Source organism: Paenibacillus sp. B46(2026) (assembly GCF_056786355.1).
Genome location: NZ_CM165907.1, coordinates 6,713,813 through 6,728,447 on the forward strand (window position 1 = coordinate 6,713,813; position 14,635 = coordinate 6,728,447).

At 46.9% G+C, this 14,635-nt stretch carries 11 protein-coding genes, 2 pseudogenes and 2 riboswitches; of the genes and pseudogenes, 2 read left to right on the plus strand and 11 right to left on the minus strand.

Annotated elements, in window-relative coordinates:
- Positions 1-218 precede the first annotated feature (218 nt).
- Both AC1S8V_RS29770 and AC1S8V_RS29775 read right to left on the minus strand, forming a co-directional pair.
- Positions 219-1,151 (minus strand): dihydroorotate dehydrogenase, encoded by a 933-nt coding sequence (locus AC1S8V_RS29770; protein ID WP_482071872.1) that lies wholly within the window; start codon positions 1,149-1,151, stop codon positions 219-221.
- Complete coding sequence (locus AC1S8V_RS29775) at positions 1,132-1,833, minus strand: dihydroorotate dehydrogenase electron transfer subunit (protein WP_482071873.1); 702 nt, start codon at positions 1,831-1,833, stop codon at positions 1,132-1,134. The genes AC1S8V_RS29770 and AC1S8V_RS29775 overlap by 20 nt, the downstream gene beginning before the upstream one ends.
- Positions 1,834-2,027: 194 nt before the next feature.
- Between AC1S8V_RS29775 and AC1S8V_RS29780 the strand changes: the two genes are divergently transcribed.
- Both AC1S8V_RS29780 and AC1S8V_RS29785 read left to right on the plus strand, forming a co-directional pair.
- Positions 2,028-2,525 carry a DinB family protein gene (locus AC1S8V_RS29780; RefSeq protein WP_482071874.1) on the plus strand — a complete coding sequence of 166 codons (498 nt, stop codon included), beginning with the start codon at positions 2,028-2,030 and terminating at the stop codon, positions 2,523-2,525.
- Between the two features lie 248 nt (positions 2,526-2,773).
- Positions 2,774-3,844: an SDR family oxidoreductase gene (locus AC1S8V_RS29785; RefSeq protein ID WP_482071875.1), complete on the plus strand. Its 1,071-nt coding sequence runs from the start codon at positions 2,774-2,776 to the stop codon at positions 3,842-3,844.
- A 60-nt stretch (positions 3,845-3,904) separates the two neighbouring features.
- On the opposite strand, the gene AC1S8V_RS29790 is transcribed toward AC1S8V_RS29785, so the two are convergent.
- From AC1S8V_RS29790 to AC1S8V_RS29830, 9 genes and pseudogenes are all read right to left on the minus strand, one after another.
- Positions 3,905-4,276, minus strand: coding sequence for a winged helix-turn-helix transcriptional regulator (locus tag AC1S8V_RS29790; RefSeq protein ID WP_482074620.1), 372 nt, complete (start codon positions 4,274-4,276; stop codon positions 3,905-3,907).
- A 293-nt stretch (positions 4,277-4,569) separates the two neighbouring features.
- Complete coding sequence (locus AC1S8V_RS29795; RefSeq protein WP_482071876.1) at positions 4,570-5,091, minus strand: hypothetical protein; 522 nt, start codon at positions 5,089-5,091, stop codon at positions 4,570-4,572.
- Between the two features lie 13 nt (positions 5,092-5,104).
- Positions 5,105-6,445 carry a cysteine peptidase family C39 domain-containing protein gene (locus tag AC1S8V_RS29800; RefSeq protein ID WP_482071877.1) on the minus strand — a complete coding sequence of 447 codons (1,341 nt, stop codon included), beginning with the start codon at positions 6,443-6,445 and terminating at the stop codon, positions 5,105-5,107.
- Positions 6,446-6,949: 504 nt separating this feature from the next.
- On the minus strand, positions 6,950-7,213 hold the full coding sequence (locus AC1S8V_RS29805) for an SMI1/KNR4 family protein (RefSeq protein WP_458462512.1): 264 nt from the start codon (positions 7,211-7,213) through the stop codon (positions 6,950-6,952).
- 152 nt (positions 7,214-7,365) lie between these two features.
- Positions 7,366-7,803, minus strand: a pseudogene (locus AC1S8V_RS29810) (cytoplasmic protein); the annotation flags it as partial.
- A 266-nt stretch (positions 7,804-8,069) separates the two neighbouring features.
- Positions 8,070-11,669: a collagen binding domain-containing protein gene (locus tag AC1S8V_RS29815; RefSeq protein WP_482071878.1), complete on the minus strand. Its 3,600-nt coding sequence runs from the start codon at positions 11,667-11,669 to the stop codon at positions 8,070-8,072.
- Between the two features lie 283 nt (positions 11,670-11,952).
- Positions 11,953-12,753: a transglutaminase-like domain-containing protein gene (locus AC1S8V_RS29820; protein WP_482071879.1), complete on the minus strand. Its 801-nt coding sequence runs from the start codon at positions 12,751-12,753 to the stop codon at positions 11,953-11,955.
- Between the two features lie 13 nt (positions 12,754-12,766).
- Positions 12,767-12,854: riboswitch (cyclic di-GMP riboswitch) on the minus strand.
- A 58-nt stretch (positions 12,855-12,912) separates the two neighbouring features.
- Positions 12,913-13,000, minus strand: a riboswitch (cyclic di-GMP riboswitch).
- A 218-nt stretch (positions 13,001-13,218) separates the two neighbouring features.
- Positions 13,219-13,589: pseudogene (locus AC1S8V_RS29825) on the minus strand (winged helix-turn-helix transcriptional regulator).
- An 89-nt stretch (positions 13,590-13,678) separates the two neighbouring features.
- Positions 13,679-14,629 (minus strand): SMI1/KNR4 family protein, encoded by a 951-nt coding sequence (locus tag AC1S8V_RS29830; protein ID WP_482071880.1) that lies wholly within the window; start codon positions 14,627-14,629, stop codon positions 13,679-13,681.
- Between the last annotated feature and the right edge of the window lie 6 nt (positions 14,630-14,635).

Here is a 14,635-nt window from a genome sequence, read left to right on the forward strand (position 1 = left end):
CCTCCTTAACCCCAATGTCTTAAGTACATTTCTATGATTATAACATGGAAGTTACAGTCCTTTCGTGTCAATCTGGCAGGATCACCTCTCACCTTAACGTGTATTAACTCACCATGCAAGCGAGAAGGACTCCATTTCAAGACAACGTTAAAGAAGCTGTTCCCGGTATACCTACCGAGAACAGCTTCTGGCCTGCATGTATTGAATGTACCCTGTATTTATATTACTCCCCGGATCTCATCCAATGAATATACCTTTTCCCGCTGCATCCATTGTTCAAGTCCTTCCACCAACTCAGCTCCTGCACGCAAATGAACAAAATTATACGTCCCTACCTGGACGGCCGATGCTCCAACCATAATAAATTCCACAATATCCTCCACTGAACAAATACCTCCCATGCCAATCACCGGAATCGATACCGCCTGTGCCACCTGATGCACCATGCGCAGAGCGATCGGCTTGATGGCTGGTCCGGAAAGACCGGCATACGTATTCGCAAAAACGCTGCGACGGCGACGAATATCAATTTTCATCGCCGAAAAGGTATTAACCAGCGAGACGCCGTCCGCGCCTTCCTCCTCACACATGTATGCCATCTGCGTAATATTCTCTGCATTGGGAGACAGCTTGACGACCAGCGGAAGTGTCGTCACATTCCGCACCTGCCTCACGACCTCTCGAGCTGTCTCCGTCTGAATGCCGAATTGCATCCCGCCCTGCTTTACATTGGGACAGGAGATATTCAATTCGATCATATCCACGCCCCGGCAATGCATGGTGCGCCGCTTCTGTGCATTTTCCGTAATTAAAGCGATAGTCTGAACGTATTCATCCAGATTGGAGCCGCCGACATTAGCAATAACCGCCGTATCCCACTTGGTCATCTCATCCAGTTCCTCCTGCAAAAAGGCGGCAATCCCCGGATTCTCCAGCCCTACACTATTGAGCATCCCGGATGCTGTCTCATCGATCCTTGAGCCTGTATTTCCAGCCCTCGGATGCAGAGTGAGCCCTTTGCCAGCGACGCCGCCCAATATCGCAGGATCATAATATTCCGCATATTCACGTCCGAATCCGAACGTGCCTGAAGCCATGATGATCGGATTTTTCATAGACACACCAGCAATGTTACACGCCATGGAGAGCATCAAATTGCACCTCCTCCACCGGGAATACAGGACCTTCCTTGCACACTCTGCGATTGCCTTCGCGGGTACGTATTGTGCAGCCCAAACAGGCGCCAATGCCGCAGGCCATATGCCGCTCTGTGGAAATATATAAACGAGCAGACGTGCACGCCGTTTTGAGCGCAAGAGCTTGCAGCATTGGAGTCGGACCACAGGCAAATATAGTCGTGTAACCTGCCGGATCAACCTGATCCACAATATTTCCGCCTACCTTGACCTGCACAGATGAAGCCACGGCCTCGAATGCCTCAACCCCGAAGGCTTGCTGGGCAAATCCCAGATACACATGCGATTTCGGATAATGCTTGGCTGCCAAAAGCAATGGAGCTGTGCCCATTCCACCGCCAATGAGCGCCAGACTTCCCTCAATCTGCGGAAAACCATTGCCGAAAGGCCCCTCCAGTTGAAGCTCCTGACCCGGCTGTAGCAGGGATAACTGACGTGTGCCTTCTCCAACAACACGATATAAAAAGGTGATTGCACCGTCTCCGATATCATAGATGCTAATCGGTCTGGGCAACAGGGGGTAATTCCTCCCGCTACGGAGCATGTAGAACTGCCCCATATGACCTTTGTAATCGCCCTCAATCTTCATCACATATATGCCCGGAACCAATTCTTCATTCGATATGATCATAGCCATATCCCCCCTCCACTAACCACTCACTATAACGTAAAAGAAACCATTTTTTCGTGATTATTTTCACATAGTTTAAGGGGAGTTCCAGACCACTTGCACGGGTATCCAGTAAATCATTTTCATTTCACAAAATTTAATTGTATACTATGTTTATAAGATAAATACTCAATCCGGTTTATAAGAGAGGATGACCCCACATGTCGGACGCAAATCATTTATTTGGACAAGCCTTGGTAAAATCACTGGTTGGGGAACGTGGACATATTCGTATTGCATCCGCTTTACCCGATATTGATGTCACACTAGCTGGTCGTACACACGATTCCATGCCATATACCATCTATCAGTTGGTGAAGCACATGAATTACTGGCAGCAATTCATGCTCGAACACTTGGAAGGACGTAAGCCGCAGCTTCCTGCTAACGTGAGTGAGAGCTGGCCTGAGGAGAAAGGTCCACAGGACGAAACCACGTGGAAGGCAGATATTCAGGCATTCTTGGATGGGGTTGATCAAGCAGTAGCCATTGCAGAAACCGCACAATTAGATGATCCACTGCTCTATTTCCCGGGTGAAACTAAAGCAGGACTTCTGCGCAATATCGCATCCCATAACTCGTATCATCTGGGTGAGATTGTTCTGCTGCGTCGCTTCTACGGCGCATGGCCGCCTCCAGGTGGCGGATTCCCGGCGTAAACCATAGTTACAACAGATCAATTGAATGAATATACTGACACATCTAAGCTGTGAAAGGACGATTATTCCTTTTACAGCTTCTTGTGGTTATATGCAAGTATCATCCATTGAAGTGCAGATTATAACGCTCACATCCTGTACCAGGCTCATATATTACTTCAAAGTACGTATGTGACTTTGAGGTGCGTACTTCTCATCCTTCTTTTTCTGACCCACAATATGAACAGAAGAAGAGAGGAGCATGACCATTGAAACCCGAACCATCTGTTACCCGTTACACCGCGCTTGTCATCGGTGCTGGAGGCGTTATTGGAAGGAACCTTATTGATTATCTGATGACACTTCCGCAATGGAATATCATTGGTGTATCCCGCCGTGGAGGGGAAGACACTCCCAGGTTACGTTATATATCAGCCGATTTACTGAACGAAGCGGATACTCAGGACAAACTGCGCCATTTAACGACGATTACTCATATTTTCTATGCCGCTTATCAGGATCGCCCGACTTGGGCCGAATTGGTGCAGCCTAACCTGGCTATGCTCGTCAATGTGGTGAATACCATCGAACCGATCGCTCCAAATCTCCAACATATTAGCCTAATGCAAGGATATAAAGTGTACGGTGCACATCTGGGGCCATTCAAGACACCTGCAAAAGAAACGGATGCGCATCATATGCCCCCTGAATTCAATGTCGATCAGCAGCAATTTCTCGAGGATCGGCAGCCCGGAAGTGGCTGGACCTGGTCAGCTCTGCGCCCATCTGTTGTATGTGGCTTTGCTCTGGGTAATCCAATGAACCTCGCCATGGTGATTGGAGTATATGCGTCTATCTCTAAGGAACTTGGCCTGCCACTTCGCTTCCCTGGGAAACCGGGAGCTTACCATTCCCTACTTGAAATGACCGATGCGACATTGCTGGCTCATGCAACCGTCTGGGCTGCAACCGAACCGCGCTGCGCCAATCAGGCGTTTAATATCACCAACGGCGATCTGTTTCGCTGGAATGAACTATGGCCGAAGATCGCTGCATTTTTCGAACTGGAAACAGCTCCTCCGTTGCCCCTCTCGCTTGCCACAGTGATGGCAGATAAAGAAAATCTTTGGAGTTCCATGATTGAGAAGTATGGTTTGGTAAACACCTCTTATGATGATATCTCTTCCTGGGCATTTGGTGACTTTGTCTTCTCGTGGGATTATGACTTCTTCGCAGATGGTTCCAAAGCTCGCCGCTTCGGATTTCATGATTTCATTGACACTGAGACGATGTTTATGGATATTTTCAGAAATCTACGTGATCGCAAGATCCTTCCGTAAAGTAACTAAAATGCATAATAAGCCGATTCCTGAATTGAAGAATCGGCTTATATAAGTCCCTCAACGGTCAGCAGTTGGCGGCTTAAACAGAATTTTTCCTCGATCACCATATACATTTTCCACGTGTGTATCGCCCCACCTACACATCAGATGGAGAATCTCTTTGAGACTCCATCCATACTCTGTTAACTCATATTCCACTTTCGGTGGAACCTGGTGATGGGAAATACGGACAATGACCCCCGCCTCCGTCAGTTCACCAAGTTGCTGAGTCAACACTTTCTGGGTGATCGCAGGGATCAGCTTCATCAGTTCGCCGTTACGTTTCTTGCCAAATGTAAGATGGAATAGAATAACAGGCTTCCACTTGCCCCCGATCACTTCCAGAAAAGCCTCGACTGCGGTGTTATATACTTTGATCGGTTCCTCCATATCACCTTCTGTCTCCCTTCCAAGATACAGTCCACTAAACACACTATTCTTCCACATGAGTGATGATATCGTCATATTCCGGGATCTCGAAGTGTTCGGCAAAGATGGACGGCAGCAGTTCATCGTCCTCTTCTGCATATGAGACTTCAAGTAATCTCTCCAACTCTTCATCCGTCTGCCTCAAAAAAACGGATCTTATCCTTCTTTATATCATAACTAAAATTCTGCCTGCACTGGTAGTACCCTAGAACAAATAAATAGCCTGAACCCTTGTTAAGAGGCTCAGGCTACTTTCACTTTTTGATTTCCGTCTCTTGATCTGGATAAAGCTTTCCTTCCGGATCACCCTCAGTCTGAACGTACCAGTGAGTATATACTGGTTCACCCTTATCCGTTTCGACTTTCTCTGGCTTACAGATGAACTGGTAGACAGCAGTATCCTCTCCACGAGCCATTAAAGTAATCGCGAGCTCTGGGTCACCCCAACTCGGATAATCTTTTCGGTACTGACCATCAACCACCTCACTTTGAAAGGATGGACTCGTCATGAATTCTTTGGTCTTAGTAAAAAGAAGCTGCACCTCTTCTTCATTAGGTTCCTCTTTGAGCGTGTAAGTAACTTCAACCCTGGGAGCGGAGTAACGAATCCCCGTCTTTTGAATATCGGGAAAGTTCTGCTTGATATCCTGTCGGAAAGCTTTAACCCCTTCCGAAGACACTTTGGTGTAGGAGGTGCACGCCGTCATGAAGAGAACCAGAGCCAGAATGGTCACCATCCAGAACGCGCTTGAGTATGGCTTAGTGCTGCTGAACATCCGATCACCTACTTTATTTGAAATACATGAATCCTCCACCCAATGAGCGGTAGCTCGTTATGGCATCGAAATGAGTACGATAATTAATACTTCTGCGTTGTCCCCAGGTCGACACGGCTATCCATCTGCTATCAGTAGTATCTCGATAATACTTGGTAATCGTCATCCAATGCCATTCATAATCGTAATCAGAGAATTTGGACAGATTCAGGGTCGCCACTGGCGAGTTAAGCTTAAGTCCTGCTTTGATATAGGCAGCCGTGTTATCGAGCGTAAACGCTGAATTATCGGTTACTCTGTTTAAATTCACCTTTTTGTCCTTCGCATAACTTTCTACCGCTGAAGCAAAGCCACTCACCGAAATTTTACCCAAAATTCCCGGACTTACGTAATCATACATCTTATCCATATGTGCAAGAAAGTCCTGCTTGGATGTTGTGTTCCCATTGTACAAGCCACCGTAAGTAGAGGGGTTTGTAATCTTAGCCAAGTAGTTGGTGATATTGGCAGCAGCAACCGGCCCGCAACCACGATCTTTATGCGTATTTTGGGAGTACCAGTTCTGGTTTCCGCCATAGCTGTAACCTGAACCATCCTGTACGGGAACAAACATGGATTGATTGGCTTCAACGGTGAGACTCACATCTTCTTTCGCAACAGCAGCGGCGGCACTGAAACTAACATAACCATCCAGAATTAGATCCATGTATTCCTGATTTTCTTCTGATCGGATAGTTTCATATGTTTGCTGAAATTCAGCCCTATTTTCTTCAACAGCTTCAGTTACATCCCGCAAGGATTGAAGGTCCTCATTCATTTCATAATATTGTTGTCGGCCTCCATCCGTAACCTGTACCATATAAGTCATTGGCGGCACAAATATTATTCTTCTTTCTTCAGAGGTAGCCATAATGGACGGATTGGACAACGAATGATGAAGCCGCTGCACTGCTGAATCATCTATAAAGATATCGTAAGCATCATACCCATCCCGTAAAGCTCCTACAGAAATATAACCAATCTCTCGTTCTCTCTCCAGTAGAGGAACTGCGTAAGCAATAATCTGATCCCTCAAATCATAGAGCGGAATCAGATTGGTTGAAGCTGTAATGATGCGATCTTTAGTCTGAATATCATCTGCCGGATAACCCTGTATATGCTTTTTAGCGATTTGTAAAACTTCTGGGTGAGACAGCATTTGGCTTTCGGAGATATCTTTTAGTCTTTCATCTTCTTGTGCAAGCAAGCTTTCATCAAACTGAACGTTTCCTGCATCAGCAGAAGTTGTGGGTGCAGATGAAAAAATAAGCAGGAAAATGAGTACAGAAAGAAACACCTGCATTTTAATTCGCATAAGAGCCTCCATTCTAATTTTAATCGCTTTAAATATTTTACTATTTAATCCCAACGGATACAATTATATGAAATTTAACACACCGAGGAGTTGGAATCATGCTGTATTTGGTAGCTGCTCGATAACCGATGGTATAGCATAGCCCCTGTCCAGTACGCCATGAAAATGGTATTCCACTTGTCATGAAGCATCTCTACAATGGGGGCGCATCCAGATAAAAAAAATGACGACCGCTCCCCGGAACCATGCCGGAGATCGATCGCCCTTACTTCCCGTTTTAAAAATATCCATTAAACATTCCCGCTTTTATCCATGATGCCAGAGTCAATGGTAGCGAATTTCAATTGTTAACTGTCGGGATACTCTCGTAGTATACATACACTCCTTACGTCGCAGCAGTTGTGGTCACTCCGCTCTCCTGGAACTCACATGCGGCCTATGACTACCAACACAGCTAACGCCAAGAAAACGATGTTCACGCCAATTTCTTTATATTCTTTACGCCTAATATGGAATATGGCACCGGCTGCCAGCTTCTCCACACAGCGAGTGTCTCTTCTCCCGCCCAATGCCCAGCATGCCCGAAATCTCAATACGTCCCTTCTCGGCAACGTCCGCGTCGGTGATTGGGAAATACCGATCGCGGGAAACTCCACCATTATGTAATTTCATCATTTTAATATAGGATGTTGGCAGCTTGAAAACCAATTGTTCCTCCACTGAAGCAATCTGCTCATCAGTAGGTGGGACCAACACAAATTTATCCACGGTTTCTGCACTGTCATCCCAAAAGTCCGTGAATTCCGTGTCACCAACGCTTGCGGGTTCGATTGAGGTTCCAGTGGCAGATTGGGCTGTCTCTACAGTCTTCTCAGCAGTTTTACTCCGGATCCATTTCAGAAATTCTTGTGTATCCTCATCACCCGGCTTCCCCGAACAATGGTATGAAGGGCCTTGCTCGCCGATCTCTGGGAAAAGGGTACAAGATAGTCATGGAGCTGCGGGTCGATATAAGTCTTCCCGAGCGGAGGAAGGGATGCGAACCGCTGCACCAGCGCCTGCTCGCATAATTGCACCACGTCGTGGCAAGTAGTCTCTTCTATCTCTGGAAGTTGATTCGGAATGGCGAAGGCTTTCGCCACATTTCCTTTCGGGAAAAACACACGCAGATCCTGCGGCTCGTTACGCCGGGCAAAATGATGTTTTACTTGCAACAGTACATAGGCCTCATCTTCGGTAGACCGCAACAGGTGATCCATTCTTCTGGCAAATTCGCCAGGGCGCTGTGACAACAGATCCATCAGACTCCAGACATTCTGATATTGGAAGGCAAGCTCGACACTCCCGTTAGCTTTAGTGGACAAGGACCAACTTATTTTTTGTGCATATGATCCGGCCTCTTTACAAACGTATGCAGAACAAGGCATCGCTTATGCATTAGCAGCCAATGATTATTAGAAGGCGATATTAAATATAAATGGACCCCTCTCTCTCCGAGTTAAACGTGCCCAAGCGACAGGTTGCCTTATCTCAGTCAGTTTGTTGATTTACCTTCAACCAGACATGAAAACAGCCCCCCTCGTCCTGCTTCCAGGACAAGGGGAGCTGTTACTCCAACGAATTATTATTTCATGGTAAATCGTTTGCGACCCAATACACCAAGAACGATGAGCCCGAGACCCGCCAAATAAAACGGATAACGGCTTGACTCTCCGGTTTTCGGAAGCATCGATATCGTAATCCCCGATGTCGCAGTTTGCGGTTCCGGCGTCGGTGCTGCCGGCTTCTCTGGCTTCTGTGGTTCCGGCTTCTCAGGTTCTGGTTGCTGTGGTGTTGGATCGCCTTCACCGCGCGGAATTTCATCCTCTCCGATATCAATGGTAGGTGTCTCCGGATCGTCCGTCGGAGGCGTTTGAGGTGTTGTCGGTTCGCCTCTCGGAATATCTTCATCCGGTACTTCTACTTCGCCGGATGGCGTCCCTGGATCGGTCGGAATCGTAGGCTCCGTCGGATGACCAGGCGTTTCTGGGTTCGATGGGTTGACCGGATTTCCAGGACCTTCGGGATTCGATGGATTGCTCGGTTCCGTAGGGTTACCAGGATTCCCTGGATCCGTTGGATCTGTTGGGTCCGTCGGGTTGGAAGGCTCGCCAGGTTGAACAGGCTCTTCCTTGCGGTTCGTTACGGTCATTTTCTTCACATTGCCTTCGCTCTTGATACTGGAGTCGATCGTTACGCTCCATGTTGCCTGCTCGATCTTATATCCTTCCGGAGCTGCAAGCTCCTCCAAAATATAGTCGGCATACAACAGTTTCGTAAACAGGATTTTCCCGTCCACATCCGTTGTTTTTACGATCGGCGTCCATTTGCCTGCCTTATCGTAAAGCACGAACTTTGCTCCTGCCAGCGGCTTCGTCTGATCATCCTGGTCAACCTTCGTCACTTCCAGGCTGCCCGTTACACCACCTCCCGAACCTGAACCGGATGAAGTACGAACAATAACCTCTTCCGTCGTTTCTCTAAGCTCGGTCTTTAACTGATCTCCTTCGAATGCCACTTTATTTTGTACAGCTTCTTTATCTCCAGCCGTAATGAACGACTGATATTCCAAAACATAAGCCGTTGAGATGTCACTCGTGAACTTTAATTCAAACGTCTCTTGATCTCCGTCAAGACTTGTGATCGTTAACGTATAGTCTTTTCCTTTGATCAGCTCATCTGCTTTGATCGCTTGACCGTTTGCATTGGTTTTGGTTGCATACAGGTGGAACGAATCCTCGATCAAGATTTGATTCGCACTTGGATAGTCGATAATTCTGGCGTTGGAAATATGCGACTGGCCTTCATTGATTCGAATGGACCAATCAACTTTGTTTCCGTTTTGGGCACCGCTTTTCTTCACATATTCTCCGCCGTGCGGAACGGTCACTCTGGCGTTCCAAGTCGCCGCTTTATCGCTGCCATTCCACAGCTCAGCAGTATTATCAATATCCCTGACAATCACCGTACCTTGCAGCGATGTTTTGAACTCAATCCAGTACGAGGATGAGATCGGGCCGGTAAAACGAATGGACAGCTGGTTTCCGTTCGCTTCGGACGGTTCCGTCACCTCATATTGAGATGCCGGAACTAGAGCGCCCTTTTCAACGCCATTCCACCACCCGGCCAGCTTCATCTCGTAAACCTTCACCGAGTTCGGCACAAGCTTCTGATCATTCTTCAGAACGTCCTTCACGGTCGCTTCGGCAAGCGAATCAAGGTTATAGTTCATCTTGATGTTCCATGTAATCTCTTTTTGAACAGGATCGTAGCTGCCGTCTTTTCCGCCGTTATTTTTCGTATAACCGTCGGAAGAGAAGCTTGCATCCCGTACAATCGGCCCTTTGTTCTCGCCGTTCTCGATCCATGTCATGGAAGCTCTGTTCATAAAGTCCAGATTGCTGTCCTTCAGCCAGCCGATGTTAAACTTCGTTTCATACTCGATCGTATACGTGGTGTTAATGGTCTTGGAGAACTTGATTATAAAGCCGCTGTGTGCATTATCGTACTCAATGTTATAATCACCCGCAGAAACAAGTTTTCCGTCCGCTTTTACGATCACTGAATCCGGAACGAATTCGAGGCCGTCGTGCGGGAACGTATCCGTAATAACTACATTCTCCATGCTGTACTTGCTGCCGTCCGGTTTTTTATCGCCGTTGACTGTAATAAGCCATCTCGCCGTTTTGTTCGCAAAATCGACTTTCCAGGTACCTTTCACCAGAGCCTTGCTTCCTTGGGCAGGAACCGTTACTTCTTTGGAAGACTCCCCCGAGACAACTTTGTTCTTCACCTGCTGCCCGTCGGCGACCGTCCGATCGACCGGCTTCGTTTGGTAAACGATAGTATACGGGGAATCGATATCCTTCTCGAATTGAAGTTTGAATCCGTTCGTGCCCATTGGTGTAGGGGTGTATTCATCCGATGAAAGCAGATCTTTGGAAGCCGTTGAATTCCCTTTGTACACCTTCAGCGAATCGGCAACCCATGCATGAATCGAACTGAATTCATCCGTGATGAGCGCTTGATCTCTTGGAATCTTCTTCTCGTTGAAATTGTATTTCACAGTCCAAGTGATCACCCCGGTGTCCTTATCCTGACGATAAGATTTATCCAGAAATTTGCCTCGGTCCACCGTTACCGTAGCGGTCGATTTGGCATCTTCCATGCCGTCGCCAGACAGCACAGCGATGTTCTCAAAACGAGATTGCTCACCGGTAGGCTTCGTCGAAAAGCGAATCTCATAGGCTTTGCTAATCGTTTCATCCTGGAACGCAAGCTCCAGTTTGGCGCCACCGTTTGTTTCGACCGTATACTTGCCAGCCTCTACCTTATCGCCAAGGACCGTCGATCCGTCACCGTTAACCTGCAGGTGGTAAACTTCCACAGAGTCGGCGATGAGCTCCAGGCCTTCAGGCATTGCATCCGCAATGACCGCATGCTTGATTTTATCGAGTGACTTATTGACCTGAATCGTCCAATCGATCTGGTCCTTGCCAATCGCTTTCCCCTGCTTATCGATCAGCTTTCCGCCCTTTGGCTTCAGATTCACGATAATGGTCTGCACTCCGCTTTTTACCGGAATGGCAATAATGATTTCCGTGCTTCCTTTAAAGACTTCCTTCTTAAATTCCGTGCGAATTTGCAGCTTGCCGCTGATGTTGGAATGACTCTCCACGTAATCGTTGAAGGTCATCACAACTTTTCCGTTCTGATCGACCGTAAATCGGCCAACCTCGCCTTGACCGGCAACGAGGGGTGCATCAATTTCCGTAAAAATTTCAAACTGCTGTGGCAGGTCGAAGGTAATTGTATCCCCATTCTTGTAGCCGTGTCCGTTCGGAAGCTCCCATTCGTAACTGAGATTGACAGCTGCGCCAATGTCCAGCCTGCTGTCCGGATTATATACCGCATCAATCACGGTGTCGTTCATATCCGTTAACACAACTTTTGTTAAAATACCCTCCGTATTATTGACGGCTGGCGCCGGCGGGTTATATACATCATCCGTCACTGATTCCTGCATGCTAACTGCTGTTTCCTGCTCGCTAACCACTGAGTCCTGCATACTAGCTGCTGAGTCCTGCTCGCCAGCCGCTGCACTAACCGTCCAAGCGGAGGTGCCAAACAACGTTTGAATCAGAAGCAGCATCACCACAACGATTCTACTAACTTTTTTCTTCATATTCTCTCCCTCTGTCTCTCACATTACCCTCATAATATCCGGTTCCGATCTTGCTTTTCGTGCGCAAATCGGGCCATACATCCATAGGATTGCATGCTGGTAAGGGACGTTCCAGTCCATCACCTCCACTACTTCCTATTGGCGCACGATTCATTAGTGTCTGTATTTTTCTTAAGAACCAAATGGGCTTCTTACATTATAAAGTCCGAAACTATACATTTTCTATACAAACTCAAATAAGCTTTGGACATATCGTCCAAAGCTTGGGTTTATCATACAATAATTAAAAATATTTAGTTGTAGAATAGCGAGATGCGTCTTTAATCATTTTGAATTTGGCTCCGTTACTTTTCCAGCTCGCATCGACAGTTGTATCAACGGTTACCCATTGCCCGTTCAAATAAACTTCATTCCAAGCGTGGTACACATCGACGTATTCCGAATTTCCCATCACAAGCTTAGTCGGAATATCGATGCTCCGCAGCATCGAGGCGAATAAGGAGGCGTAATCGTAGCACATCCCTTTCTTCCCTGCCATTGTGCGGTTGATATCGGGAAGATAGTCCGTCAACTCGCTGGATGCAAGAGCTTTGTCGTACCGGATTGTCCCGACAATATATTCGTAAACAGCCTGTACTTTCTCTTCGTTGGATTGGGCAGATCGGGTTAGCTTCTTAGCGAGCTGAGCAGCCTTGTCCCGTTCACTCCAATCGATATTTTGTACAGAGTTCAAAAACACTTTGCTACCATTTTTCAGTTGAAGCGCAACTGCCTTTTCCTGAACGATCTTATATTTGGTTCCGCTGACTTGTTCCAGCATGGTCACCATGTAATCACCATTGCCCATCTGCAGCGGAAACACTTCCTGCTGCTTGTCAGGCGAAAGCACATATGTATATTTTTCCTGACCTTTCGCGATCATGAGCTTCGTCTTGACGTCGGCTTTCACGTCATATCGAATGACGATTGCACCACGGTCAAGCTGCTCCAAGCTCAGCCAATCTTCAGATTGTGCGGCTTGTACAACCGGAGTCCAAATCAGTAACATTAAAAGACCTACAATAGCGAACACTGCATTTCGCATGCTGTAAACTCCCTTCGGTGGCCAGGCTGCCATTGACATTTCGTCAAGAAGGCCCTCTAGCTTTGCGTCCTAGTCTTTCGACAAGTTTGCCGTTATCGTATTAGAGTTTCACAGATTCTTATGGATGTTTGTCCAATAAAAACAAAAAAAGCATCTTCGTTCGGTAACTGGCTACCATTTGACATTTCGTCAAGAAGGCCCTATAGCTTTGCGTCCTTGCCTTTCGACAAGTTTGCCGTTATCGTGAGTAGCTTTCGTGAATACATCATATCAAATATGTCCGTTTACATCAAGAGGATTTCCGAATATTGTCGAAAATCTTTCTATACATCCTGATTTTACTCTTTGGATAAATACAACGTACTTAATCTTCAGTGCTATGGTCCTATATGGTTGTGCCAACTAAACGCTTCACATCTATCAATACCAGCTAAGAAAGGCCAAACCTTTAATTGATTTAGTCCCTCAACGGTCAGCAGTTGGCGGCTTAAACAGAATTTTTCCTCGATCACCATATACATTTTCCACGTGTGTATCGCCCCACCTACACATCAGATGGAGAATCTCTTTGAGACTCCACCCATACTCTGTTAACTCATATTCCACTTTCGGTGGAACCTGGTGATGGGAAATACGGACAATGACCCCCGCCTCCGTCAGTTCACCAAGTTGCTGAGTCACACTTTCTGGGTGATCGCAGGGATCAGCTTCATCAGTTCGCCATTACGTTTCTTGCCAAAGGTAAGATGGAACAGAATAACGGGCTTCCACTTGCCCCCGATCACTTCAAGAAAAGCTTCAACTGCGGTGTTATATATCTTGATCGGTTCCTCCATATCGCCTTCTGTCTCCCTTCCAGACAATAGTGCTCCTGAACGAATGATGTGTTTTCCACACAACAGTTTAAGGAATCTCTATTGGAGTTTTAAACCTCCGGAGTTATTAATCCTTGGATAAACGTCTCAAAGTTCGGTGCCAGCGGAATGATCTCTTTGGGTTGCTCCCTTTTCACATATACCACCTCCGGTTCGCCATCATTACCGAATGAACGATAATCAAGCATGACAACTCCTGACACTGAAGGAGATACCGCAATGACCACGCCAATCTCAGGATAGCCTTCACGTTCAATCAAAGTCCAGCTACCTTCCGTGCCGGCCAGCGAGCGAGGTTTCTCACGGCCAATGCCCAGTATGCCTTCGATTTCAACATAATCTGTAGCTCCCGTGGCTGTGTTCGCAAAAGGGAAATAACGATTGTACGGAACTCCACCGTTATGTACTTTCATCAGCTCAATGTAGGAGGCAGGGAGTCGGAACACCAATTGCTCCTCCACAGAGTCAATGAGACCGTCACTTGGCGGGTTGGACACATAGTGCTCCAGTGCCTGCTCACTATCGTTCCAGAATTCACCAGATTCCGGTCTGGGAATCGTTTGATAGGTTGGTACAACGCCAACTGTTTCACGTAACTCTTCAACAACCTCTGTGTCCGTTTCACCTTCAGGTTCAGATTCAGGCTGCTCCTCCATTTTGCTTCGAATCCACTCCAGAAACTCCAGCGTATCTTCATCTTCAGGCTCCAATTGATCCGCTCTTTCGAATGCTTGCAACGCATGAGCATATTGTTCCAGATAATAATAAGCCAGTCCAATCCGGTAATGCCAAAGTGGGTCACCTGTGCCCTCTTTGGCAACCGTCAGGAATTGTTCAACCGCTTCTTCATACTTTTCCAAGTTATTCAGCGCTCGTCCCAAATGGTTAACCAGCTCATAATCTCTTTCTTCCACAGGAATTGCTTGAATTGCATCTACAATTTCCTGAAATTCATCTTCTTCATGCCACTCTTGCAATTGAACCAACAGATCATCTCTCATTCTCTT

Coding starts and splice junctions, on each gene's coding strand:
- AC1S8V_RS29770 (WP_482071872.1), bottom strand. CDS start 1,151: ATGCTCTCCATGGCGTGTAACATTGCTGGTGTGTCTATGAAAAATCCG.
- AC1S8V_RS29775 (WP_482071873.1), bottom strand. CDS start 1,833: ATGGCTATGATCATATCGAATGAAGAATTGGTTCCGGGCATATATGTG.
- AC1S8V_RS29780 (WP_482071874.1), top strand. CDS start 2,028: ATGTCGGACGCAAATCATTTATTTGGACAAGCCTTGGTAAAATCACTG.
- AC1S8V_RS29790 (WP_482074620.1), bottom strand. CDS start 4,276: ATGGAGGAACCGATCAAAGTATATAACACCGCAGTCGAGGCTTTTCTG.
- AC1S8V_RS29795 (WP_482071876.1), bottom strand. CDS start 5,091: ATGTTCAGCAGCACTAAGCCATACTCAAGCGCGTTCTGGATGGTGACC.
- AC1S8V_RS29800 (WP_482071877.1), bottom strand. CDS start 6,445: ATGCGAATTAAAATGCAGGTGTTTCTTTCTGTACTCATTTTCCTGCTT.
- AC1S8V_RS29815 (WP_482071878.1), bottom strand. CDS start 11,669: ATGAAGAAAAAAGTTAGTAGAATCGTTGTGGTGATGCTGCTTCTGATT.
- AC1S8V_RS29820 (WP_482071879.1), bottom strand. CDS start 12,753: ATGCGAAATGCAGTGTTCGCTATTGTAGGTCTTTTAATGTTACTGATT.
- AC1S8V_RS29830 (WP_482071880.1), bottom strand. CDS start 14,629: ATGAGAGATGATCTGTTGGTTCAATTGCAAGAGTGGCATGAAGAAGAT.